Origin of the sequence: Actinomadura sp. WMMB 499, assembly GCF_008824145.1 — a bacterium.
Lineage (GTDB): Bacteria > Actinomycetota > Actinomycetes > Streptosporangiales > Streptosporangiaceae > Spirillospora.
Window position 1 is genome coordinate 2141530 of the sequence record NZ_CP044407.1, and the last position, 24207, is coordinate 2165736.

22 protein-coding genes are annotated in these 24207 nt (G+C 74.0%); 8 read left to right on the plus strand and 14 right to left on the minus strand.

What is annotated here, in order from left to right; translation table 11 throughout:
- Positions 1–21 precede the first annotated feature (21 nt).
- From F7P10_RS09400 to F7P10_RS09415, 5 genes are all read right to left on the minus strand, one after another.
- The gene (locus F7P10_RS09400; RefSeq protein ID WP_151008992.1) at positions 22–1287 is read right to left on the minus strand and encodes a M24 family metallopeptidase; all 1266 of its coding nucleotides are present in this window, start codon (positions 1285–1287) and stop codon (positions 22–24) included.
- Positions 1284–2276, minus strand: coding sequence for an ornithine cyclodeaminase family protein (locus tag F7P10_RS09405; RefSeq protein ID WP_176611371.1), 993 nt, complete (start codon positions 2274–2276; stop codon positions 1284–1286). Before F7P10_RS09405 ends, F7P10_RS09400 begins: the two co-directional genes overlap by 4 nt.
- Complete coding sequence (locus tag F7P10_RS42140; RefSeq protein ID WP_176611372.1) at positions 2273–2890, minus strand: hypothetical protein; 618 nt, start codon at positions 2888–2890, stop codon at positions 2273–2275. Before F7P10_RS42140 ends, F7P10_RS09405 begins: the two co-directional genes overlap by 4 nt.
- A 259-nt stretch (positions 2891–3149) precedes the next feature.
- A complete protein-coding gene (locus F7P10_RS09410) occupies positions 3150–4013 on the minus strand; it encodes an NAD(P)H-binding protein (RefSeq protein ID WP_151008994.1) in 864 nt (287 codons plus the stop codon).
- A 415-nt stretch (positions 4014–4428) separates the two neighbouring features.
- The gene (locus F7P10_RS09415) at positions 4429–5313 is read right to left on the minus strand and encodes an amidohydrolase family protein (protein ID WP_151008995.1); all 885 of its coding nucleotides are present in this window, start codon (positions 5311–5313) and stop codon (positions 4429–4431) included.
- A gap of 126 nt (positions 5314–5439) precedes the next feature.
- Between F7P10_RS09415 and F7P10_RS09420 the strand changes: the two genes are divergently transcribed.
- A complete protein-coding gene (locus tag F7P10_RS09420; RefSeq protein WP_254716514.1) occupies positions 5440–5877 on the plus strand; it encodes a MarR family winged helix-turn-helix transcriptional regulator in 438 nt (145 codons plus the stop codon).
- A 6-nt stretch (positions 5878–5883) separates the two neighbouring features.
- Here the strand turns inward: F7P10_RS09420 and F7P10_RS42145 are convergent, their stop codons facing one another.
- The 4 genes from F7P10_RS42145 to F7P10_RS09440 form a co-directional block, all read right to left on the minus strand.
- On the minus strand, positions 5884–6030 hold the full coding sequence (locus tag F7P10_RS42145; RefSeq protein ID WP_176611373.1) for a hypothetical protein: 147 nt from the start codon (positions 6028–6030) through the stop codon (positions 5884–5886).
- Between the two features lie 246 nt (positions 6031–6276).
- Complete coding sequence (gene galK / locus F7P10_RS09425) at positions 6277–7365, minus strand: galactokinase (protein WP_151008996.1); 1089 nt, start codon at positions 7363–7365, stop codon at positions 6277–6279.
- A gap of 156 nt (positions 7366–7521) precedes the next feature.
- On the minus strand, positions 7522–9267 hold the full coding sequence (locus F7P10_RS09435; protein WP_151008997.1) for an amidohydrolase family protein: 1746 nt from the start codon (positions 9265–9267) through the stop codon (positions 7522–7524).
- 495 nt (positions 9268–9762) lie between these two features.
- The gene (locus F7P10_RS09440; RefSeq protein WP_151008998.1) at positions 9763–10860 is read right to left on the minus strand and encodes an ABC transporter substrate-binding protein; all 1098 of its coding nucleotides are present in this window, start codon (positions 10858–10860) and stop codon (positions 9763–9765) included.
- A gap of 131 nt (positions 10861–10991) precedes the next feature.
- Between F7P10_RS09440 and F7P10_RS09445 the strand changes: the two genes are divergently transcribed.
- Positions 10992–11798, plus strand: coding sequence for a crotonase/enoyl-CoA hydratase family protein (locus tag F7P10_RS09445; protein WP_151008999.1), 807 nt, complete (start codon positions 10992–10994; stop codon positions 11796–11798).
- 16 nt (positions 11799–11814) lie between these two features.
- The gene (locus tag F7P10_RS09450; RefSeq protein ID WP_151009000.1) at positions 11815–12708 is read left to right on the plus strand and encodes a LysR family transcriptional regulator; all 894 of its coding nucleotides are present in this window, start codon (positions 11815–11817) and stop codon (positions 12706–12708) included.
- On the opposite strand, the gene F7P10_RS09455 is transcribed toward F7P10_RS09450, so the two are convergent.
- Entirely contained in the window at positions 12634–13527 is an 894-nt protein-coding gene (locus tag F7P10_RS09455) for a LysR family transcriptional regulator (protein WP_151009001.1), read from the minus strand. The genes F7P10_RS09450 and F7P10_RS09455 overlap by 75 nt on opposite strands.
- 140 nt (positions 13528–13667) lie before the next feature.
- On the opposite strand from F7P10_RS09455, the gene F7P10_RS09460 reads away from it, so the two are divergent.
- The 5 genes from F7P10_RS09460 (at position 13668) to F7P10_RS09480 (ending at position 19522) form a co-directional block, all read left to right on the plus strand.
- Positions 13668–14474, plus strand: a complete 807-nt coding sequence (locus tag F7P10_RS09460; protein WP_176611374.1) for an enoyl-CoA hydratase/isomerase family protein — start codon at positions 13668–13670, stop codon at positions 14472–14474.
- Complete coding sequence (locus F7P10_RS09465; RefSeq protein WP_151009003.1) at positions 14471–16444, plus strand: acetate--CoA ligase family protein; 1974 nt, start codon at positions 14471–14473, stop codon at positions 16442–16444. Before F7P10_RS09460 ends, F7P10_RS09465 begins: the two co-directional genes overlap by 4 nt.
- A complete protein-coding gene (locus F7P10_RS09470) occupies positions 16441–17670 on the plus strand; it encodes an acyl-CoA dehydrogenase family protein (protein WP_151009004.1) in 1230 nt (409 codons plus the stop codon). The genes F7P10_RS09465 and F7P10_RS09470 overlap by 4 nt, the downstream gene beginning before the upstream one ends.
- Entirely contained in the window at positions 17667–18692 is a 1026-nt protein-coding gene (locus F7P10_RS09475; RefSeq protein WP_151009005.1) for an acyl-CoA dehydrogenase family protein, read from the plus strand. Before F7P10_RS09470 ends, F7P10_RS09475 begins: the two co-directional genes overlap by 4 nt.
- A gap of 80 nt (positions 18693–18772) precedes the next feature.
- Entirely contained in the window at positions 18773–19522 is a 750-nt protein-coding gene (locus tag F7P10_RS09480; RefSeq protein WP_176611375.1) for an IclR family transcriptional regulator, read from the plus strand.
- A 132-nt stretch (positions 19523–19654) separates the two neighbouring features.
- On the opposite strand, the gene F7P10_RS09485 is transcribed toward F7P10_RS09480, so the two are convergent.
- From F7P10_RS09485 to F7P10_RS09500, 4 genes are read right to left on the minus strand one after another with little or no spacing between them, the layout of a single operon-like run.
- Positions 19655–20824, minus strand: a complete 1170-nt coding sequence (locus F7P10_RS09485; RefSeq protein WP_368077465.1) for an acyl-CoA dehydrogenase family protein — start codon at positions 20822–20824, stop codon at positions 19655–19657.
- 1 nt (position 20825) lies between these two features.
- The gene (locus tag F7P10_RS09490) at positions 20826–22136 is read right to left on the minus strand and encodes an acyl-CoA dehydrogenase family protein (RefSeq protein ID WP_218040442.1); all 1311 of its coding nucleotides are present in this window, start codon (positions 22134–22136) and stop codon (positions 20826–20828) included.
- A 43-nt stretch (positions 22137–22179) separates the two neighbouring features.
- Positions 22180–22959 carry an SDR family NAD(P)-dependent oxidoreductase gene (locus F7P10_RS09495; protein ID WP_151009006.1) on the minus strand — a complete coding sequence of 260 codons (780 nt, stop codon included), beginning with the start codon at positions 22957–22959 and terminating at the stop codon, positions 22180–22182.
- 59 nt (positions 22960–23018) lie between these two features.
- Positions 23019–24206, minus strand: coding sequence for a thiolase family protein (locus F7P10_RS09500; protein ID WP_151009007.1), 1188 nt, complete (start codon positions 24204–24206; stop codon positions 23019–23021).
- Position 24207 lies beyond the last annotated feature (1 nt).

The following is a 24207-nucleotide window of genomic DNA, read 5'->3' on the forward strand; positions in this document are numbered from 1 at the left end:
GTGATCTCATGCCTGCGGATCTCATGTGCGAGAGAACAGCAGCGGCGGCCGGGACCCCAGACGCTCGGCCCCACCCTCACGTACGACGACGCTCTCCCCCCAGGTGAGATCAGTACTGCGGGCGAGCTCGGTGTGCTGGTCGGCGGGGAAGGCGTGCGGCTTGCAGACCAGGGTGGCGCCGGCTTCGACCTCGTCGTCGAGCCACTCATCGTGGCCGTCCACCGGGATGAACAGGGGCCCGTCCACGCCGCCGGTGACGAGGAAGGTGATCTTCCAGTCGGTGCCGTCCGCGACGGCGAGCGTTCGCTCCCTGACCTCGCGCCACGGCACGCCCGGCCGCATCGCACGGCACGCGGCGTCGAACGCGGCGATGTTGAGTTCGAACGCCTCGCGCTGCTCGGCGTCGACCGGACCGGCCACGTACGGCTCGGCGACCTGGGCGAAGATCCCGTTGACCACCGTGATGACCTCCGTCGCCACACAGAGGCCGTTCTCGATGACCCCGGGGGGAACGCCCGCGATGCGCGGCCGCGGTTCCCGCCACCGGCCGGGCGCCCAGGCGAGCATGGGCATGCCCGCGAAAGGCCCGCGGATCCCCTGCTGCAGCAGTGCCGTGTATCCGGCACGGTAGACCTCGGCCTGGGCCTTCCCTATGTGGAACGCCTCGCCGATGGCCACCGCCGCCTCCTCGCACGCACGGACCGCGGCGCGGGCCGCGGCGATCTCCGCCTCGCTCTTGACGTAGCGTGCCGCCGACATCACGGGCGCACCGTTGACGACCTCCGCGTCGGGCACGGCACCCTGGATGCGGGCGACCGTGGTGTAGGTCGCGTAGCCCTCCACCGAACGGACATGTCCATACCGATCGCCGTCCAGGCCGGCGATGGCAATGCGCCGGGGCCGTGGGGTGATCGTTCGTAGCGCGGCGGCCACCGCGGCGCCGTAGGGCACCCGCGTGGACCCGGTGGGCGTCGCGCTCGTCCGCTGCTCGATCCATGCCTCGCGGCCCATGGCCAGATGACTGTCCTCACCGCCGACGAGGATCCGGGGATCCCCCTCCAGCGGGAACAGGACCGCGCCGACCTCCTCGGCCAGATACCGCGCATCGATGGCGTCCATGGAGACGACGTTCTCGGGAAGCGCGATCAGGAGATCGATGCCGCGTTCGGCCATCCCGGTGCGCACCCGCGCCCAGCGCCGATCACGCTCTGCCCGGTCATACGGGATGACATTTGCCAATGCGGACATTGAAGACATTCCTTTCGTTGCGCGATGCGGGCGCGTCAACCCCGGTCGCGCAGCCGAACGTCCGCGCGGGCCGGGGCGGCGGGCAGGGCCGTGCCGAGGCCGGATATCTCGGCGTGACGCAGGCAGTACGCACCGAGCACGAGATCGAACAGCCCCACGCCCAGCGCCTTGAAAAGGGTCAGATCCGCTCCCTGGGGCCGGGGGCGGTCCCCGAGAACCAGATCGGCCAGCCGTTCGACCCGCGACCAGGCACGCGGGTCCGGACCGTAGAACGCGCGGAACTCGGCCGAGAGCCGGCTCGCCTGATCGATGCTGTCCGCCACCACCACCGAGCACCGCTGGAGCAGGGCGGGCTCGAACTCGATGCGCTCCGGAGTGATCGCGCCGATGGCGTTGATGTGGGCGCCGGGGGGCGGGAGGCCCGGCGCGAGGAACGGCGAGGTGGCGCGGGTGGCCAGGGTGATGATCGGCGCGTCCCGTACCGTGTCGGCAACGCTGCCGCACGCACCGGCCGCGATCCCCAACCGATCGGCGATGTGAGCACAGAAGTCGGTCGCCTTCCGCTCGTCCCGAGAGAAGACACGCACCCGGCGGACCGGACGTACCGCCGCTACCGCCGCCACCTGCGTCAGAGCCTGCTCGCCGGCACCGACAACGGCGAGTTCGTCGGCGCCGGGATCGGCCAGAGCCGCCGTTGCCACGCCGCACACCGCCGCGGTGCGGAGCTGCCCGAGCGCGAACGCCTCGATGAGCGCGCGCAGAGACCCATCGGCGGCATCGAACAGCAGCAGGTACGGGGCGGCCCCGCCGGGGGTGTGCGCCCAGGTCTTGGTACCGGCCAGTCCCTCGTCGGCGAGCACACCGCCGACCGCGTGCAAGGTCGCGCCGTCCCAGGCCACATGGGTTTTCTCCATGACGTGGGCGTCACCTCTGCCCTGCTGCCGCAGGCCCTCCTCGATGGCGCGGATGGCCGTGCCGATATCGAGCGTCGCGGCGATCTCGGCCTCGGTCAGCAGCCGCGCGGTCACCGGTTCTCCCCGGCCGGTGTGCTGCCGGACGAGGATCGGCCACGCCCCTCCCCGCGTCTGCCAAGGCCGTCGAAAACCGAGTCGACCGGTGACCCGAGCCCGAGGCTGTTGCTCATATGTCCATGCGCCACGTACCGTCCCATGAGCAGCAGAACCGCGACGGTGGTCCGCTCGCCCAGCACCTGAACCGCGCTCCGTACCGCGTCGGCCGCGCCGTGACCGCGGTCGGCGAGAGCGGCGAGAGTCAGCTCCCGGGCACATCGGGCCCGGTCGCTCAGCACCGCCGGATCACTTCCCTCGCGCCCTTGAGCCGCGGCGATCCAGGCCAGGTCGAAGCCGTGTTCAAGTGACAGCCGCTCGTGCTGGCAACGCTCGTAGTCGTTGTTCAGCCGGGCCGCGGCCGTCAGCGCCACGACCTCGGTGAGTTCGGCCGCCAAGGCGTCCTTGAGGGCCTCGGTGAACTGATGGAACGCCAGCAACGCGCGGGGTTGGTGGCCTGCGACGGCGAAGAACTCACCCAGGTACCCGAGGCGCCGGACCTTGGGTTCGAGGGCGTCACGCAGGGATCGGTCCAGTTCGTCGTAATCGAGCCGACGCGGCAGGCCGTCGTCCAACACAACCCCTCCGAAAGTCTATTCAATGAAACTATCTTCTGTTCTATAGATATCGTGGCGTGCGCCGCAGAGACCGTCAAGCCCCCGAGCCGCCGAGTGGAAGCCGCGCACCCGGGTGGCGGGCGCGCGGCTCCAGCACGGGGCTCCAGCACGGGGCTCCAGCACGGGGCTCCAGCACGGGGACCGCGCGATCCTCGGTCCCCCCTCGGCGGCGTGGCCGCACGGCTCCTGGACGTGCCCCAGATGTCGCCGGGGTCGCTCAGCTGTCGGACGGGGGCGGGTCCGCGGCGTGGTCGGCGGCCCATTCGGCGAAGGTGAGCGCCGGACGGTCGAGGATCTTCTCGACCTCGCCGGTCACCAGGGCCGGACGTCCCACCGATTTGACGATCACGGCCAGGTAGGTGTCGACGAAGGCCTCGGGGAAGCCGAAGCCCATCATGTGCGCCTTGAACGCGTCCGGCGGGATCTCCTGGAAGCTCAGGGGCCGGTCGATCGCCTTCCCGATGGCGGCGAGCATCTCGGCGTACGTCAGGGACTGCGGCCCGGTCAGCACCGGCTTCCGCCCCACGAGGTCGTCGGTGAGCAGTGCGTGAGCCGCCACCGCGGCCAGGTCACGCTCGTGCACCGGCGCCTCCGTGGCCTCGGCGTACGGACCGTGCACGACATCGCCCTTGCCGATCTGGCCGTCCCACATGGTCAGGGTGTTCAGAGCGAAGAACCCGGCCCGAAGGCTGGTCCACTCCAGGCCGCTGCCGACGGCGGCGTCCTCGGCCTCTTTGTTACGGTCGCCGCGGTAGCGGGACGGCTGTTGGGCGAGATCATCGTCCACGTTCATGGCCGCCAGGGCCACCACACGTTCGATCCCCCTCTCCTTGGCCAGTGCCACGAGCTCGGCACACGCGTCCCCGGCCGCGCGGGGGTGCAGAAACAGGCTGGTTGCCCCCTCTAGAGCGGCGGCGAGAGTGGCGGGGCGCCGCGGGTCGCCCTCGACCACTTCGACCCCGGCCGACAGCTTCGCCGCCCCCGCATCCCGGGTGACGGCGCGAACATCGGCCCCGGCTTCGTCGAGGAACTCGACGAGCGGCCGTCCGACGACACCCGTCGCTCCAGTGACTACGATCATCGCTACTTCTCCCTCACCCGGTTGCGGATTTCGGTGACCAGGGAGCTTGCAGAGGCTGACGGCCCGAACGGCCGCGTCGGCTCATCGGCCGATCAGTGGCGTGCCGTGTCCCGAACACTGCGCCTCCCCGTATCTCCCGCATCCTGAGAGGAGTTCAAGGAGCCGGAGTGTGACACCGGCGCGAGAATGTGACTCAGCCCACTGGCACGGGATCGGCTCCCATCCCCTGCCGGCGTTGCGGGACGAGCGAACACCGGGACGTCGTCGTCGAAGACGCGACGGAGGTAGAACTCTTCTTTGGTCTGCGCGATGGGAGTCACAGTGCCCCCGTGTCGCTTCCTGGCACCGACCGGCTACCCGCCGCACCTCCGCCGCGGCGCTGGTCGGGCGGCTTTCCTACGGAAGCGGCTTCCTCTCACTCGCCCTCGGTCAGGCCGAGCAGGCGGGCGGCGTTGTGCTTGAGGATCTTGGGGCGGACCTCGGGTTTGATGTCGAGCCCGTCGAAGTCGGCGAGCCAGCGGTCGGGGGTGATGACCGGGAAGTCGGAGCCGAACAGCACCTTGTCCTGGAGCAGGCTGTTGGCGTACCGGACGAGCTGGGGCGGGAAGTACTTGGGCGACCAGCCGGACAGGTCGATGTGGACGTAGGGCTTGTGGACGGCGACGGCGAGGGCCTCGTCCTGCCAGGGGAACGACGGGTGCGCCAGGATGATCCGCAGTTCGGGGAAGTCGACCGCGACGTCGTCGACCAGCATGGGGTCGGAGTACTTGAGTCGGATGCCGCCGCCTCCGGGGACTCCGGCGCCGATGCCGGTCTGCCCGGTGTGGAACAGTGCCGGGACGCCGAGTTCCTCGATCGCCTCGTACAGCGGGTAGGCGATCGGGTCGTTGGGCTCGAAGCCCTGGATGCTGGGATGGAACTTGAACCCGCGCACGCCGTGCTCGGCGACCAGCCGCCGGGCTTCGCGCACGCCCGCCTTGCCCTTGTGGGGGTCGACGCTGGCGAACGGGATCAGCACGTCGGGGTGTTCGGCGCAGCCCTCGGCGACCTCTTCGTTGGCGATGCGGGGCCATCCGGTGGCGTGCTCGGCGTCGACGGTGAACACCACGGCGGCCATCCTCCGCTCGCGGTAGTACGCGGCCATCTCGCCGATGGACGGCTGCCGGTGGCCGTGGGCCTTGAAGTGCGCCTCCGACGCCCCGAACAGCTCGGGGCCGAGCGAGCGGTGCCCGGTCTTGGAGATCTCGGCGTGGGTGTGGACGTCGATGGCGGTCAGTTCGGCCGCGTCCGGCTGGGCCATGTCAGGCTCCCCGTGGCCGCGTCTTGCCGTCCGGTCGCATGCCGCCCCCTCGGTGATCGACAGGTTTCCTGCTGTTCGAAGTGTTCCCGTCAAACAGGTTTCCTGTCAATCGCCTAGGCTGGCTCCGTGACGGGACAAGATGGCGGGGCCGGGGCGCCGTCGCTGCTCTACATGGTCAAGCGGCTGGAACTCGCGGTCCGGGCGAATCTGGACGACCTCGTCCGTCCGGCCGGCGTCACCGCACTGCAGTACACCGCCCTCACCGTGCTGGAACGGCACGGCGGGCGGTCCGCGGCCCAGCTGGCCCGCGACTCCTTCGTCACCGCCCAGTCGATGGCCGACATGGTGCGCGCCCTCGAACGCCGCGGCCTCATCCGCCGCGAGCGCAACCCCGCCAGCCGCCGCGAGCTGCTGATCCACCTCACCGACGCGGGCCGGGCCCTGCTGGGAGATCTCGCCGGCCCCGTCCGCGACCTGGAGGAACGCATGATCGAGCACCTCACCGCACGGCAGGAGGAGCAGTTCCGCCGAGCCCTGGCGAGCGCCTGGCGCGCGCTGTCCTGAAGCGGCTCACCGGACGGCCCGTGCCAGCGCCGCGTCCAGAATGTCCAGCGCCTCGCGCGCCTGGTCGTCGGAGATGGTGCAGGGCGGCACGAGATGGATGCGGTTGGCGTTGGGCAGTGGCAGCAGTCCCCGGGCCCGGCACTCGGCGGTCACCGCGGCGACCGCGGCGTCGGGCAGCGGTTCGCGGGTGCCGCGGTCGGCGACCAGCTCGACGGCCCAGGTGCGAGTGCTCGGGGAGGCGGGTTCGTCCGGACGGCATGCGTGGCGGCGGCACGCCCGCGCCTGGGGGAAGCTCGAGGCGGAAGCTCGGGGTGCCGCTGGACGGCCACGAATCGCGGCTCTCGCTCGGCGTCGCGCTGCTCGTCCACGATCAGGCCGAGCGCTCCTGGCGAGGGGCCGTCACCGGTCCCGTCCGGCACCGCGGGACGGGCGGGCGACGTGGAACGCGGGTTCGGCGAACCCGCGGCGGCGGAACGCGTCCGCCACGGCGGCCCCGACGGACGCCCGGTCGGCCTGCTCGACCAGGGCGATCACCGAGCCCCCGAACCCGCCGCCGATCATCCGGGCGCCCAGCGCCCCGGCGGCGAGTGCGGCCTCGACGGCCGTGTCGAGCTCGGCGACGGTGACCTCGTAGTCGTCGCGGAGCGAGGCGTGCGAGGCGGTGAGCAGCGGGCCGATCTCCCGCAAGCGGCCCGCGCGGAGCAGCTCGACGGCGGCGAGGACCCGCGCGTTCTCGCGCACGACGTGCCGGACCCGGCGGACGGCCACCGGGTCGTCGAGGCGGGCGAGGGCGCCGTCGAGGTCGGTCACGTCGCGCAGGTCCGCGACCCCGAGGGCCCGCGACGCGTCGGCGCAGGTCCCGCGGCGGGCGCCGTACTCGCCGTCGGCGTGCCGGTGCGGTGACCGGGTGTCGACCACGAGGAGGGCGAGCCCGGCGGACGCGAACTCGCACGGCACCGGCTCGGCGGTGAGGTGCCGGGCGTCGACGAGGACCGCCCGGTCGGCCTCGCCGTAGAGGGAGGCCATCTGGTCCATCACGCCGGTGGGGGCGCCGACGTACCCGTTCTCCGCGTGCTGCACGATGCGGACGAGCCGGGCCCGGTCCAGATCGCGGTCGTGCAGGCCGGTCAGGGCGAGCGCGACGGCGCACTCGAGCGAGTGCGACGAGGACAGTCCCGCGCCGTGCGGCACGGCGCTGCGGATGCGGAGGTCCGCCCCGGTCGGCGCGGCCCCGGAGCGGGCGAGCGCCCATGCCACGCCGGCGACGTGGGCGCCCCAGCCGGTGACCTCGCCGGGGGCGGTCGTGACGGGGAACTCCACCTCGCCGTACCCGTCGGACGTCGCGGTGACGCGGCCGTCGTCGCGGAGCCGGGCGTGCACGACGGTGCGCTGGGCGAGGGCGAACGGCAGGGCGAATCCGTTGCTGTAGTCGGTGTGCTCTCCGATGATGTCGACCCGCCTGGGCGCGGACCACGTTCCGGTGCGCACGGCTCAGACCTCTCGCAGGCGCCCGGCCACCTGCTCGGGAAGGGTGTCGGCCACGAAGGCGCCCATCCTCGACTCGGAGCCGTCGAGGTACTTCAGCTTGTCCGCGGAGCGCCGGATCGAAACGACCGGCGGTCGGATCGTCGGGGCCCGCCGGGGTCAGCGGGCCCCGCGGACCAGCCGCCCCGGCCGGGCCCCCGTGTCGGCGCCGTCCCGGCGGGTGACCGTGCCGCCGACGATCGTGGCGGCGTACCCGTCGGCGTCCTGCAGGAGCCGCCCGCCGCCCGCGGGCAGATCGTGCGCCATGCGCGGCGCGTGCAGCCGCAGCCCCGCGAAGTCGATGACGTTGAGGTCGGCCCTCTTGCCCACCGCGACGACGCCGCGATCGTTCAGGCCGTAGAGGCGGGCGGTGTCCATCGTCTGCTTGCGGACGGCGTACTCCAGCGGCAGCCCGCCGCCGCGGGCACGGTCGCGCGCCCAGTGCGTCAGCAGGTAGGTGGGCATCGAGGCGTCGCAGACCATCGCGACGTGCGCGCCGCCGTCCGCGAGCCCGATGACGGCGGCCGGATGCAGGAGCATGCGGCGCAGCGCCTCGTGGTCGCCGTCGCTGAACCCGAAGATCGGGACCATGAGCATCCGGCGCCCGCCGTCCTCCAGCATGACGTCGTAGAGCTCGTGCATCGGCGGCACGCCCCTGGCGGCGGCGCGCGCGGCGATGGACCGGTCCGGGGTCGGTTCGTAGTCGACCGGTTCGTCCAGCGGGTAGGTCCGGTCGAGCATGAACTGCTGGCCGGTCGCGATGTCGTCGTCCAGGACGCCGGGGCGGGCGGGCCGGTCGTCCTCGGCGAGGATGGCGGCGCGCACGTCCGGCCGCGCCAGCTCGGCGAGGAGCGCCGCTCCGCTCAGCCGGGCCGCGAGGGCCTCGTAGGTGGGCCGGAGGGTGAAGGCGTGCCGTCCGGTGAAGCCCACGATCATCCCGAAGGGGCGGGCGGCGACCTGCGGGTACACCGGCGTCCCGGCCTGGTGCGCGCGCAGCGACTCGGCGAGCATCTCCTCCCAGAGCCGGGGCGCCGCGTCGACCTGGAGCAGGGCGAACGACACCGGGAGGCCGGTCTCGGCGGCGAGCCTGCGCATCCACGCCATCTCCCGGTGCGGGGCGATGAGGTCCTCGCCCGCCGTGCCCGTGGGGGCCAGTTCGAAGACCGCGCGGCCGCCCGACGCCGCCGCCCGTCCGATGGCGAACAGCTCCTCCTCGGTGGCGTAGGTGCCGGGGACCGGTTCGCCGTCGACGGCCCGGTGCACGACCGTCCGCGAGGTGGAGAACCCCAGCGCCCCGGCGCGGACGGCCTCTTCCACGATCGTCGCCATCGCCGCGATGTCCGCGGGCGTGGCGGGCTCGTTGCGGGCCCCGCGCTCCCCCATCACGTAGGCGCGGACGGGACCGTGCGCGACCTGCACGCCGAAGTCGATCGCGAGTTCGCGCCCGTCCACCGCGTCCAGGTACTCGGGGAAGGACTCCCAGTTCCACGCAATGCCCTCCGCGAGGGCGGAGCCCGGAATGTCCTCCACGCCCTCCATCAGGCCGATCAGCCAGTCCTCGCGGCCGGGGCGCACCGGCGCGAACCCGACACCGCAGTTGCCCGCGACGACCGTGGTCACCCCGTGGGACGCGGACGGGTCCAGCCCCGTGTCCCAGGTGACCTGCCCGTCGTAGTGGGAGTGGACGTCCACGAAGCCGGGCGTCACGAGCCGTCCGTCCGCGTCGATCGTTTCGGCGGCCCCCGCGGCCGCGGCGTCCTCGCCGACCGCCGCGATGACGCCGTCCTTCACCGCGACGTCGGCCCGGTACGGGGCCGCGCCCGTCCCGTCGACGACGGTGCCTCCGGTGATGCGCAGGTCGTACATCCCGGCCTCCCAGGGCTCGGAGACAGCTGCCAGCCTTGCGAGATACTGTATATAGAATCCACGCGAAGGAAAGGGCTGCTCCCGAGGCGCGCTTCCGGGGCGCGGGCGGGCGGCCCCGCCGCCGCTGCCGCCGACGAGGTCGAGCGGAGGCGCGACGGCCGGCCGCCATCGATGGCGCGCACCGCACGAGGGGCCCGATCCATTCGATCCCGATCCACTCGATCCCGATCCACTCGATCCCGATCCACTCGCTGTCGTGCTGGTCGACGTCACGCCCCGCACGGGCGGCCCGGAGGCCGCGCCGTGGGGCATCCGTGCTCACTTGACCGCGCTCACTTGACCGCGCCCGCCCGACCCGCGCCCGCCTGAGCGGTGCTCGCCCGACCGATGCTCACTTGACCGATGCTCACCTGACCCGCGCTCACCCGACGGCACTCGCCCGACCGGCACTCGCTTCACCGGTGCTCGACCGACCGGTGCTCGACCGACCGGTGTTCACTTGACTGCGGAGTCGCAGGTCGCGGCGGCCTCGGTGATCCGGGTGTCGATGAGGTCCGCGGAGTCGAGCGGCTTCTCGTACTCCAGCTCGCCGCGCTCGAGGGCGAACGCCTGCAGCTCGTCCGCGAACTTCTCCGTTCCGTCCATCGAGAACGTCGGGTCGAAGCTGAGGAGCGCCGAGTCCTCGATCGTGGACGCGTCGACCTCCTCGGCGGCCGCGAGCAGGCGCACCGTCTCGGCGTTCTTGCGGTAGTCGCCGTCGAGGTACTTCGTGGTGACCTGGCTGAGCACCTGGGTGAACTTGACGGCGACCTCGGGGCGGTCGAGGAGGGTCCGGCCGGCCATGACGGCGGTGCCGGTCACGCCCGGCGCGTACCCCGCGATCGGGACGAGGTCGGGGTTCTTGGCGGCCTCGACCTCGAGGGGCGCGGAGATCCAGGCGGCGGAGACCGCGCCGTTCGCGAGCGCGTTCAGCGCGTCGGGGCCGACCAGCGGCGGGGAGAGCTTGATGTCGTTGATGCCGAGCCCGACCTTCTCCAGCGCGTTGTCCAGGATCAGGCCGCTCACGCCGGTGCCGCCGGTGGGGGTGCTGATGTCGCCGCCCTTGAGCTTGGTGAGGTCGGGGGAGGCGGCGCTGCCGACGACGTCCTTGTGGGACCAGTAGCCGGGCACCGGGGTGCCGGGCGGGATCTCCTGCTGGTCGTCCATTGGCACGATCCATCGCACGTCGACGCCGTCCTTCAGGGTGTTGAAGTGCGACGAGCTCAGCGAGGTCATCTGCGCGTCGAGCTGGCCGCGGGCGACCAGCGGCAGCGACTCGGCGCTCGGGAGCTTCTCGATCTGGACGTCGAGGCCGGCCTCGCCGAACGCTCCGGTCTCGACGCCGAGCAGGAGCGGGGCGAACACGGCGAGCGGCGCGCTCATGCCGATCTTGATCGTGCCCTCGGTGTCGGCGGTCGGGCAGATCTCCGCCACCGCCTTCTCGTCCGCTCCGCTGTCGCCGCCCTGGGGACTGGCGCACGCGGTCAAGGCACCCGACAGCATCAGCAGCGCGGCCGCGGCGGTGGTCGCCGAACGGGCAGGAACTCGACGCATCGTGGTCCATCTCCTTGTCGATCATTTCTTTCAATGGAACTTTATTCCACTGTGTGCAACCCTGTGACCGCGGTCACTGGTCTGTCAAGGCCTGTGCCGAGATTCGGCCGCATTCCCCCAGGAGGAGATTCATGAGCGACACCGCGTCCCCGGCCGCGCCGACCGACGCAGGCGAAGCACCCGAGGTGCTCGTCGAGGATCGGGAGGGCGTGCTGGTCATCACCCTCAACCGGCCGCGGGCGAGGAACGCCATGACCCTGAACATGGCGCGGGTCATCGCGGCCGCCCTCGACCGCCTCGATGACGATCCGGCCCTGCGGCTCGCGGTCGTCACCGGCGGCGGGGGGAGCTTCTGCGCGGGCATGGACCTCAAGGGCTTCCTGCGCGGCGAGCGGCCGAGCATCCCGGGACGCGGCTTCGGCGGGGTGACGGCGGCCCCGCCCCGCAAGCCGCTCATCGCCGCGGTGGAGGGCTGGGCGCTGGCCGGCGGTTTCGAGCTCGTGCTGGCCTGCGACCTGGTCGTCGCGGCGTCGACGGCGCGGTTCGGCATCCCCGAGGTGAAGCGCGGCCTGGTCGCCTCCGCCGGCGGCCTGCTCCGCCTGCCGGACCGGCTGCCCGAGGTCGTCGCCATGCAGCTGGCGCTGACCGGCGAACCGGTGGCTGCCGAGCGGCTGCACGCCCTCGGCCTGGTCGGCACGCTGACGGACGAGGGCGGTGCGCTCGACGCCGCCCTGGACCTCGCCCGGACGATCGCCGCGAACGGGCCGCTGGCGGTCGCCAGGAGCAAGCAGATCATGGTCGAGTCCCGCGCGTGGCCCCGCGGGGAGCGGTTCACCCGGCAGCAGCCGTACGTCGACGAGGTGCTCGCCTCGGACGACGCGCGGGAGGGCGCCCGCGCCTTCGCCGAGAAGCGGCCGGCCGACTGGACCGGGAGCTGACCGCTAGGCTGCCGCCGTGGAGCTCCACCAGCTGCGGGCCTTCCTGGCCGTCCGCGACACCGGCAGCGCGACGGCGGCCGCGGCCCGGCTCGGCGTCCGGCAGTCGACGGTGTCGGCCGCGATCCGCGCGCTGGAGCAGGAACTCGCGGCACAGCTGTTCCACCGCGCCGGGCGCGGGATGGCACCGACGCCGGCGGGGCACGCGCTGGTCGGGCCGGCGCGCCGCATCCTCCGCGACTGCGAGCAGGCCGGGGAGACCCTGGCCGCGGCCGGCCGGGGCGGGCGGCTGGAGCTCGCGGCCCTGTCGACCGTGGTCGGGGGCCCGTTCTCGGCGCTCGTCTCGGCGTGGCTGCGCGCCGCGCCCGGACGCGCGGTCCGGGTGCACGATCTCGACCGCGAGGGCGCGGCGGCCGAGGTCCTGACGGGCGGGACGGCGGAGATCGTCTGCACGCGGCTGCCCCTGTCCCCGCCGGTGGGCGACGCGCTCGCGGTGCTGCCCATCGGCTCGTGGGGGTGGCGGGTCGCCTTCCCGCCGAGGTCCGGCGCCGTCCCGGACGGTGCGGTGACGATGCGGGAGCTGTCCGCCGTGCCGACCGTCCTCGTCGCGGCGGGCCGCAACTCGGCCCTCGAACGCGCCACGACCCGGACTCCCCTGTCGGCCGCCGTGGTCGCCGACCAGCGCGAGGCCCGCACCGCGCTGATGCTGGCCGGGGTGGGCGCCACGATCGTCGGCCCCCGGCTCGCCGCGGACGCGGCGGCCGCCGGGGCGCACGTGCGTCCGCTCGACCCGCCGTTCACCCAGGCGGTCGGGCTGGTCTTCGACCCGGTCCGCCTCTCACCGGTCGCCCGGGGCTTCGTCGCGGCCGCGCGGGAGCTCGGCGAGCTCGACGAGGGCGGCGCCGGCGGGTGACAGCGCCTGCTCGCGCCAGACCAGGTGGGCGTCCCGCCACAGCGGCGGGTCGAGCGAGCGGAGCGCGGCCCAGGGCATGACGGACGCCGCCGTGTCCCGGCCGACGAACGTCGCGACCGTGCCGTCCCCGACCAGCTCCCACAGCATCGCCCGGTGGGCGCACCGGGCCCGGACGCGGCCCGCCATCGACGCCACGGCCGTCGCGGCGGCGCCCGCGGAGTCGAGGTCCGCGGGGACCACCCCGAGGTCGAGGGCCGCGACCCGTGCCCGCGCGACCGGGTCCGCCAGGCCCGCGGCGAACTCCGGACTCGCCGCCAGCACGATCTCCTCGGGGCCGAGGTCGCACCGGCCCCATCCCGCGTCCGGGGGCGGCACGTCGACCACGCCCAGCTCGGCCTCGCCCGAGCGGACGAGGTCGAAGGTTCCGGCCGCGGTGCCCGCGTCCCGGACGTGGACCTCGAGACCGGGATGCCGCCCGCGCAGCGCCGCGACGAGCGGGGTCAGCGGGTGCACCGCGAGCGTGGTCGACGTCGCGACGACCAGCCGGCCGACCTCGAGCGCGGTCACCTGCCGGACCCGTTCCGCGGCGCCGTCGGCCTCGGCGATCACCTGGCGCGCGAGGGCGGCCAGCCGCGCGCCGTCGGCTGTGGGGGCGGCACGCCCCCCGGACCGGTCGAGGAGCCGGACGCCGAGGTCGTCCTCGAGCCGGCGCATCGCCAGGGAGAGCGACGGCTGGCTCACGAACAGCACGCGCGCGGCCCGGGTGATGCCGCCCTCGTCGACGACCGCGACGAAGTAGCGCAGCGTCCGGAGGTCCATGGCCGCCACCCTAGCCCGGCATAGGAACGGTCGATGGGACCTGCGAAAAAGAGGTCTTTGCACATATGCCCACCGGGGGGCGACAGTGGGAGCCGAGACACCAGTACCGCGCCATACGCTGGCAGAACACCGGAGCACCCATGACCGAACGCCACGTCACCGTCGAGCGGCAGGGCCGCGTCGGCCTGGTCTTCCTGGACCGCCCGGACCGCCGCAACTCCTACACCCCCCTGATGGCACTCCAGCTCCAGGAGGCGCTGGTCGCCTTCGACGCCGACCCGGACATGTCGGTGGTCGTGGTGAGCGGGCGCGGCGAGCACTTCGGCGTCGGCGCGGACCTCGACATGAACTGGCGCGACGAGCGGACCCACGGCGTCGAGACCCTGACCGAGCCGGAGAAGGCACCGTGGAACCTCAGCACGCCGATCATCGCGGCGATCAACGGTGACGCCATCGGCGTGAGCCTCACCTGGGCGATGCAGGCCGACATCCGCGTCGTGGCCGACTCGGCCCGGCTGGCGTTCTCGTTCAACCGGGTCGGCATCATGCCCGACCGCGGCTCGACCTGGCTCCTCCCCCGGCTGGCGGGCTTCGGCGTCGCGATGGACCTGCTGCTGACCGGCCGGACGATCGACGGCGTCGAGTTCGAGCGCCGCGGCCTGGCGACGCACATCGCCGCACCGGCGGACGTCCTCGGGGTCGCCGTCGACCTCGCGGCGGACATGGCCGAGCGCTGCGCGCCGGTGTCGATGACCGCGACCAAGCGGCTCATGTACGAGTTCCTGGAGTCGACCGACCGGGTCGCGGCGTACAACCGCGAGCGCCGCGTCCTGACCTGGATCCGCACCTGCGGCGAGACCCTGCGGGGCATCGCGGCCTTCAAGGAGAAGCGCGCGCCCGAGTGGGGCACCACCAAGCACACCGGCGTCCCGGCGGAGCTCCGATGAGGGCGGACGTGCCGGACCCGTCCGGCCCGCGGGTCCCCGACCTGCGCCCGCTGCTCTCCCCCGGCAGCGTCGCCGTCATCGGCGGCACGTCGCGGGAGACCGGTCTCGGCGCCCGCACCCTGCGGCACCTGCGCGAGGCGCGGTTCGGGGGCGAGGTACTGACGCCCGGCCCCCGGGACGGCCTCGACCGGGACGTGGACGTCGCGCTGCTCTGCGTGCCGGCGGCGGCGGTCCAGGAGGTCCTCGACCGGATCGACGGGCGCGCCGCGTTCGCGGTCGTGTTCGCCTCCGGCTTCGAGGAGACCGGCGGCGCCCCGCTGACGACCGCGCGGGGGACGATCGTCCTGGGCCCGAACACCGTCGGGCTCTACCACGCGCCCGATCGCGCGGTGCTGACGTTCGCCCAGGCGTTCGACAGCCTCGTCGACTGCCGGGGCGGGAGCGGCGCCTTCCTCGTCTCGCAGAGCGGCGCGTTCGGCGCCCGCGTCGTCACGGCGGCCGCCCGGTACGGCTTCCACCTCGACGGCTTCATCGGCAGCGGCAACGAGGTCCACCTGGACGCCTGCACCCTGGCGCGCGGGGTCCTCGCGGCGGCCGGGCCCCGCGTCCTGCTGTTCTACCTGGAGGGGATCCGCGACGCTGGAACGCTCCAGGACCTGCTGGCGGACGCGGCCCGGCGCGGCGTGCCGGTCGTCTGCCTGCTCGGCGGCCGCTCCGAGGCCGGCTCCACCGCCGCCGCGTCCCACACCGCGGCGGTGAGCACGGACACCGCGGTGACCCGCGAGCTGTTCGAGGCGTACGGCGCCACGCTCGTCGGGTCCGACCGCGAGCTCGTGCTCGCCGGGCTGGGCCTCTCCCTGCTGGGCCGCGCGGCCGGGCGCCGCGCCGGGATCGTGACGGGCTCCGGCGGGGCGGGCGTCGTCGCCGCCGACCTGCTCGGCACCGCCGGCCTCGACGTCCCGGTCCTCAGCGCCGGGCTCCGGGAGCGGCTGATGGCGCACCTTCCGGGCATCGCCTCCGCGCGCAACCCCGTGGACGTGACCGCGCAGACGATCGGTGACGACGCGACGCTCGAGAAGGTCTGCACGACGCTGCGCGAGAGCGGCGAGGTCGATCTCGTCGTCGTCATCGGCCGCGAGAACCAGGCCGCCGCCGCGGGCGCGCGCGCCGGTGCGGCGCCGCCCACGGTCGTCGCCACGCTCGACCGGGAGCCCGCCACCGTCAGGCCGCGCATCGAGGCCGGCGAGGTCGTCCTGCCCGACCTCGACGCGGCGTGCCGGGTCCTCGCGTCCTGCGCGCCGCCGGTGCCGGGCGGCGCCGTCGCCCCCCGGCCGACCGCCGCGGGCCCCGGCTCTCCCGGCCGTCTCGACTCCGACCCGTCCGCCTCCGAGAGCCTCCGGCTGGTCGCCGGCGCCGGTGTGGAGGTGGCCCGCTGGGGCCCCGCGACCACGGTCGCCGAGGTGCTCGCGCGCGGCGCGGAGCTCGGCTGGCCGGTCGTCCTCAAGTCCGACACCGCGGCCGGCGTCCACAAGGCGCGTGCGGGCGGGGTCCGGCTCGACGTCACCGCGGCCACCGCTCCCGAGGTCGCCGCCGGGCTGCTCGCGACCGGCGTCCCGCTCATCGTGGCGCGCCAGCTCCGCGCGTCGCCGGAACTGTTCGCGGGCGTCCGGCGCGACCCCCAGTGGGGGCCGGTCGTCTCGGCGGGCCTCGGCGGCGCCCACGTCGAGCTGCTGGACCGGACGGTCGCCATGCCCGCGGCCCTCGGCGAAGAGCACTTCGCCCGGCGGCTCGCGGCCGAGCTGTTCGACCGCGTGCCGGGACGCTACGACGGGCTGGCGGAGGCGCTCGCCGCGGCGGCGTTCGCCCTCGCCGGCCTCGCCGACCGCACCGGCGCCGCGCTCGTCGAGTGCAACCCGCTCGGGGTCGTCGGCGGCCGGATCGTCGCCCTCGACGCCAGGGTCGTGCGATGAGCGCGGCGCGTGAGCTCGAGGAGCTGCTGCGCCGGGTGCTGCCCGCGCGCTGGATCGAACTGGTCGACGGTGACGACCGCGAGGGCCTGGCCGACTTCCTCGCCGGTCTCGACGCGGCCGTGACCGCCGATCTCGTCCGCACCGTCGCGGCCGACGGCTGGCTCGTCCCGGAGTGGCCCGCCCGCCTGGGCGGGCGCGCGCTGCCGCCGGACGGGACCGTCGACGTCCGCCGGACCCTCGCCCGCTGGCGGGTGGGGACGGTGGAGAGCGCCATCGGCACCGGCTGGGTCGGGCCCGCGATCCTCAGGTTCGCCGGGGAGGACGTCGCCGCCGAGCTGCTTCCGCCGATCGCCCGCAACGAGATGCTCTGGTGCCAGCTGTTCAGCGAGCCGGAGGCCGGTTCCGACCTGGCCTCGGTCCGGACCCGCGCCCGCCGCGACGGCGACCGGTGGCTCCTCACCGGCCGCAAGATCTGGACGAGCCGCGCCGACCGGGCCGGCTGGGGCCTGGCGGTCGCCCGCACCGACGCCGGCGTGCCCAAGCACGCGGGCCTGACCTGCTTCCTCGTGGACCTCGCGGCGCCCGGCGTCCAGGTCCGGCCGATCCTGCAGATGACCGGCGACGCGGAGTTCTTCGAGGTCGCCCTCGACGACGTCGCGGTGCCGGACCGGTACCGGCTCGGTGCCCCCGGCCAGGGCTGGGAGGTCGTGCGCGCGGTGCTCCAGCTCGAGCGCGTGGCCGGTTCGGGGGCGGGCGCCGCCACCCCCGGCTCCGTCGTCGGCCGCGGCGTCGACGAGCTGGTCGCCGAACGCCTGCCGGGAGCAGGCCCCGTCGAGGCCGACGCGATCGTGCGGCTGTACGTCGAGTCCCAGGCGATCGCGCTGAACAACCGGCGCAACGCCCTCCACCGCGCGGAAGGGCTGCCCCCGGTGGCGAACGGCACGCCGTACAACAAGGTCTTGCAGGCCGAGCACACCAAGCGCCTGCAGCGCGGCGTCCTCGGCGGCGCCGGCCTCGGCGCGGTCGCGCACGACCCCGGCGACCGCGCCCGCTCGTACGACGCCTGGGCCTTCCTGCGCGTCCAGCCGAAGACCATCGCGGGCGGCACCTCGGAGGTGCTGCGCGACCAGATCGCCGAGCGCGCCCTCGGCATGCCGCGCGGAGCGGACCCGAGCAAGACCGTCGCCTGGCGCGAGTTCACCGGCTCCCAGGGAGGCAACGCATGAATCTGGCGACCACCGAGCAGGCGGACTTCGCCGCGAGCGTCGGCTCCCTGCTGCGCAGGCGCGACCCGCTGGAGCCGATGCGCCGCGCGCCGGGCGTCCGGACGTTCGACGCGGGGCTCTGGTCCGAGCTGCTGGCCACCGGCGTCCTCGAGCCCGCCGAGGCCGGTGACGTGGTCACCGCGTGCCTGGTCGCCGAGGCGCTGGGCCGGGCCGCCGCGCCCCTGCCGTTCCTGAGCGCCTCGGTCGCGGGCGCCCTCGCCGGCCGGGCCGGCGGGGAGGTCACCGGCCTGGCGACGTACGGGCTGCTCGCCGCGGACGGCACGTGGTCCGCCCCCGCGCTCGAACTCCGCGGCGGCCTGGCCCGCGGCACCCTCCCGTTCGTGCCGGACGCGGACGTCGCCGACGTCGTCGTCGCGCCCGTGCGGGCGCCGGAAGGCCGTCGCCTCGCGCTGGTGCCGACGGACGGCGCCACCGTCGAGATGCTCGAGAACCTCGACGCCACCCAGCCGCTCGCCCGGGTGGTCTGCGACGCCTCCCCCGCGACCCTGCTCCCGGCCGACGGCGACGCCCTGGCCGCGGCGATCGAGGAGGCGCGGCTGCTCGCGCTGGCCCTGCACGGCGCGACGCTGCTGGGACTGGCGTCCTGGCTGCTCGACACCACCGTCGAGTACGCCGGATCCCGGGTCCAGTTCGGCCTGCCGATCGCCGCCCGGCAGGCCGTCAAGCACCGCTGCGCGAACATGCTGATCCAGGTCGAGTCGGTCCGCTCGATGGTGCTCGAGCTGGCGGGCGCCATCGAGGCCGGCGCCGACGACCGCGCGCTCGTCGCCGCGACCATGATGGCCTGGACGGCGGAGGCGGCCGAGGAGGTCGCGGGCGGCGCCCTCCAGCTGCACGGCGGCATCGGCTTCACCTGGGAGCACGATCTGCACCACTACTTCAAGCGCTGCACCGTCGGCGCCCTGCTGCTCGGCACGGCCGGCCACCACCGCGCGCGGGTCGCCGCGGCACTCACCGCCTGACCTGCAATTCAATTCGACTGAGCAAAACTTTGGTACCCTCCAGTGGAACTGTCGTGCGGTGGATTCAGGGGGGTCGAGCTGTGGCCGAGGGTTCCATCGCGCGGACGCTGCGAGTGCTCGAGGCGGTCTGCGACCACGGTCCGCAGACCCTCAAGGTGCTCAGCGAACGCACCGAGCTGGCGCCGCCGACGCTGCTGCGGATCCTGCGCCTGATGGCGGACGAGGGCTACGTCGCGCAGCAGCCCGACCGGACGTGGCGCGGGACGATGCTGGTCTGGCGGCTCGGCTGCGCGGTCAACACCTCGGTCGGCCTGCTGGCCATCTCCCGCGAGCACACCGACCGGCTGACCGCCGAGCTGGACGAGACCTCGGTGTACGCCGTCTACGAGCAGGGCGCGGTGACCTACGCGGCCCACTCGGAGCCGATCAAGCCGGTCCGGGCGCACGTCCGGCTCGGCCAGCGCTACCGGCTCCTCGCGGTCACCACCGGCCAGGCCGTGCTGGCGCAGCTGGACGGGTCGTTCGTCGAGCAGGCCCTCGCCGAGCAGGCCGCGAGCGGGGACGCCCGCGACCCCGAGCAGGTCGCGGCCATGCTGGCCGAGATCCGGAAGCGCGGCTACGCGGCCGGTCCCGGCGTGCGCTGGCCCGACCTGTGGGGATGCGCCGCGCCCGTGTTCGACGCCACCGGAGACGTCGTGGGCGCCCTCGGCGTGTCCATCCCGACCGCGCGCGCCGAGGAGATCAGCGACCGGGTCGTCGCCCGCGTGCTGCAGGAGGCGGACGCCATGAGCACCCGCCTCGGCCGGCCGGCGGTCGTCCGGGAGGTCTGACCCGGCCCGCACGACCAGCCCGCACGACCCACCGCACGCACGACCCACCGCACACGCGGCCCCCGCCGCGCCGTCCCCGGACGGCGCGGCGGGGGCTTTCACGTGCCACCCTCGCCGGATCGGGCGAGCGGATCAGGTCAGCTGGAGCGTCCGGGCGATGATGCCCTTCATCACCTCGCTGGTCCCGCCGTAGATGCGGGCGACCCGCGCGTCGGCGTACATCCGGCAGATGTCCTGCTCCCAGACGTAGCCGTAGCCGCCGTGCAGTTGGAGGCAGGCATCGGTCACACGGCCGTGCAGCTCGGTGCAGAACAGCTTGACCTGCGCCGCCGCCGGCGGGGAGAGCTCCCCGCGCTCGTGCCGGGCCATGGCCTGGTCGACCAGTGCCTGGCCCGCCGCGATCTGCGTCGCCTGCTCGGCGAGGACGAACCTGGTGTTCTGGAACCCGCCGAGCCGCTGCCCGAACACCTCCCGGTCGCGCACGTAGTCGCAGGTCAGGTCCAGTGCCGCGACGGCCTGGGCCTGCGAGTTGACCGCGATGGACAGCCGCTCCTGGGCCAGGTGGGAGGACAGGTAGCGGAACGCCTCGCCCTCCTCCCCGAGGACGTTCGCCGCGGGGACGCGCACGTCGTCGAAGAACAGCTCGTTCGTGTCCTGGGCCCTGAGGCCGAGCTTGTCGAGCTTGGCGCCCCGGGTGAAGCCCGGCATGCCCGCCTCCACGACGACGATGGTCAGCCCGGCGCGACGGTCGTCCTCGGACGACGAGGAGCGGGCGACCACGAGGACCAGGTCCGACTGGGCGCCGCCGGTGATGAAGGTCTTCGCGCCGTTGAGGATCCAGTCGTCGCCGTCCCGGCACAGTGTCGTGCGCATGCCGGCCAGGTCGGAGCCCGTGCCGGGCTCGGTCATGGCGATCGACGTCATCAGCTCGCCGCTCGCCATCCCCGGGAGCCAGCGGCGCTTCTGCTCGCCGGTCGCCAGGGACAGCATGTACGGCGTGACCACGTCGGTGTGCACGCGCAGCGAGCCCAGGGTCACCCGCTCGTAGGCGACCCGCTCGGTCACGACGCAGTTGAAGAGGAAGCCGTCCTGGCCGCCGCCGCCGTACTCCTCCGGGATCTGCAGGCCGACCAGGCCGAGCTTCCCGGCCGCAAGGTAGACGTCCCGGTCCACCATCCCCGCGGCCTCGAACCCGGCGACGCGCGGCGCGACGTCGTTGCGCAGGAAGGCGCCGACCGTCTCGCCGAAGTCCCGGTGCTCGGCGGCGTAGACCGTCCGGTCCAGCTGGGGTCGCAGGGACACGTCACCTCCTCCGCTGGCTGCCGCTGACGCCCAGCACCTGGGCGCCCAGGACGTTGCGCATCACCTCGGGCGTCCCGCCGCCCATCGTCAGGCCGCGCCCGTCCCGGAAGTAGCGCTCCACCGGCCAGCGGCGGGAGTAGCCGCGCGCGCCGTGGACGCCGATGGCCGCGTTGGTGACCCGCTGCACCATCTCGCTGCTGTGCAGCTTGGCCATGAGTGTCTCCGTCTGGTCCGGGAAGCCGTCGTTCCCGCTGCGGGCGGCCCGCCACAGCAGCATGCGCGCGGTGTGCACGTCCAGCGCCATGTCGGCGATCTTCCACTGCAGTCCCTGGAACTCCGCGAGCGGGCGGCCGAACTGGCGGCGGGCGTTGAGGTGGCCGACGCTCGCGTCCAGGGCGGCCTGCCCGAGCCCCGTGCACATCGCGGCGTTGCCGCACCGCTCGGGGTTGAACTGGTTGACCAGGATGCCGGTGCCCTTCTTGGAGTGCTCCTCGGGCATGACCAGGACGTCCTCCGGGTCGACGCGGACGCCGTCGAAGTGCACGAGGCACTCGGCGACGCCCCGGATCCCCATCTTCGGGTCGATGTGGAACTCGCCCATCCCGTCGGGCCGCCCGGTGAGCACCACGGCACCGATGCCGTAGGGCCCGGCGGTTCCGGCGAGCCGGGCGAACACGATGATGGTGTCGGCGACGTGGCCGCCGGTGATCCAGCACTTGGTGCCGGTCAGCCGGAACCCGTCGCCGTCCGGGGTCAGGGTGGCCCGCAGGTCGGTGCCGGCGCTCCCGGCGGCCGGCTCGCTCATCGCGATCGCGAAGTGGTTCGTGCCGTCCGCCACCCCGGGGAGCAGCCGGTCCTTCATCTCCTCGGTGCCGAGCACGCTGATCGCGCGCCACGGCCCGTTCAGGAACGGCTGGACCGACATCGCGGTGCTCAGGCAGGCGCGCGCCAGCTCCTCGACCACGATGCATCCTTCGAGCAGGGTCTCGCCCTGCCCGCCGTACCGCTTCGGGATCGTCAGCCCGACGAGCCCGGCCTCGAGGACGGCCTCGAACGTCTTGCGCGGGAACTCCTCGGTCTCGTCCCAGTGGCCGGCCATGGGCCGGAGCTCGCGGACGGCCACCTCGCGGGCCAGTTCGCGGATCTCGCGCTGACGCGGCGTGAGCTCCGCCCACATGCCGTCGTACGTCGGCTCCGGGTCGAGCGTGGCCGGGTCCCAGACGTCGCGGGCGACGTCGAACATCGGCTCCTGCCCGGACGGGCCGTCCTCGGCCGGGGAGCCGGCCTCGGGAGTCGTGGTGTCGACGCTCATGGATGGTTGCCTTTCGCAGAAGGGAGCGTGCACTCGCCCGGCGTCATCGGGGGGCCATCCGGATGGCGCCGTCGAGCCGGATCGTTTCGCCGTTGACCATGGGGTTGGCGATGATGTGGGCGGCCATGGCGGCGAAGTCCGCCGGGTCGCCCAGGCGGGCCGGGTGCGGGATCGACGCGGCCAGGCGGCCGCGCACCTCCTCCGGCACGCGCGAGAGGATCGGGGTGTCGAACAGGCCCGGTGCGATCGTGTTGACGCGGACGTGGTTGCGGGCCAGGTCGCGGGCGGCGACGAGGGTCATCCCGACCACACCGGCCTTGGACGCGGCGTACGGCAGCTGCCCGATCTGACCTTCCCAGGCCGCGACCGAGGCGGTGAGCACGCACGCGCCGCGCTCGCCGTCGGGCAGGTCGTCGAGGGCGACCATCGCCGCGGCCGCGTGGCGCAGCACGTTGAAGGTCCCCATCAGGTTGGTCTGGACCACGTCCTGGAAGCGCTCCATGGAGCCCGGCGCGCCGTCCTTCTCGACCACCCGGACGGGCCCGCCCCGTCCGGCGCAGTGCACCAGCGCGCGGAGCTCGCCGAGCCCGGTCGCGACCCGCACGGCCGCGGCGACCCGCTCGGCGTCGGTCACGTCGGCCGCGGCGAACCGCACCCGCCCCGCGGCGGCCGCGTCGAGTTCCTCGGCCACGCGCTCGCCGTCGCTGCTCTCCAGGTCGAGGAGGACGACGTGCGCGCCGTCGGCGGCCAGCCGCCGTGCGGTCGCCCGGCCGAGGCCGGACGCCGCCCCGGTGACCAGTGCCGCCTTCCCCCGGATGTCCATTCGCTGTGCCCTTCGTGTCGTCTCGTCGTCTCGTGTCGTCTCGTCGGTGGCGTGCGCCGTCAGGCGATCCGCTCCAGGACGGTCGCGTTCGCGAGGCCGCCGGCCTCGCACATGGTCTGGAGGCCGCGGGTGCCGCCGGTCTGCTCCAGGTGATTGAGGAGGGTGACGAAGATGCGGCACCCGCTCGCCCCGAGCGGGTGGCCGAGCGCGATCGCGCCGCCGCGCGGGTTCAGCCGGGCGGGGTCGGCGCCGAACTCCTTCGCCCAGGCGAGCGGGACGGACGCGAAGGCCTCGTTGACCTCGAAGGCGTCGAAGTCGTCGAGGCCGAGGCCGGTGCGCTCCAGGATCCGCCGGGTCGCCGGGATGGGGCCGGTCAGCATCATCTCGGGGTCGTCGCCGACGACGGACGAGCCGGTGATCCGCGCGCGCGGGGTGAGGCCGAGCCGCTCGGCCCGCTCCGCGCTCATCAGCAGGACGGCCGCCGCCCCGTCGGTGAGCTGGGAACTGTTCCCGGCGGTGACCGACCAGGTGCGGCCCGGCAGGAGGTCGGCGTACTCGGCGGACTCGAAGACGGCCTTGAGCCCGGCGAGCCCCTCGACCGTGGTGGCCGGCCGGACGGTCTCGTCGGCGGTCGCCTCGGTGCCGTCCGGGAGGGTGATCGGGACGATCTCGCCGTCGAAGCCGCCGGCTTCGGCGGTCGCCCGCGCCCGCCGGTGCGAGGCCGCGGCGAGCCCGTCCTGCTCCGCGCGGGTGATGCCCCAGGTCTCGGCGACCCGCTCGGCGGCGACGCCCTGCGGGACCAGGCGGAAGCGCCCGGCGACGCCGGGGCCCCACGGGTCCTGCCCGATGCGGGCGCTCCCCATCGGCACGCGGCTCATCGACTCGACCCCGGCGGCGATGACGACGTCGTGCAGGCCCGTCGCGATGCCCTGGGCGGCGAACTCGATCGCCTGCTGCCCCGAGCCGCACTTGCGCTCGACGGTGGTGGACGGGACGTGCACCGGGAAGCCCGCGGACAGCCAGGCCATCCGGCCGGGTGCCGCGGACTGCTCGCCGGCCTGGCTGACGCAGCCGACGATGACGTCCCCGACGGTGCCGGGGTCGATGGACGTCCGCGAGACGAGGTGGGCGAGGGTCTGGGCGAGGAGCTCGACGGGGTGGAGGCCGCTCAGCGCGCCCCCCGGCTTGCCCTTGCCCATCGGGGTGCGGCACCCGTCGACGATGACGACGTCGCGAAGCTCGGCCATG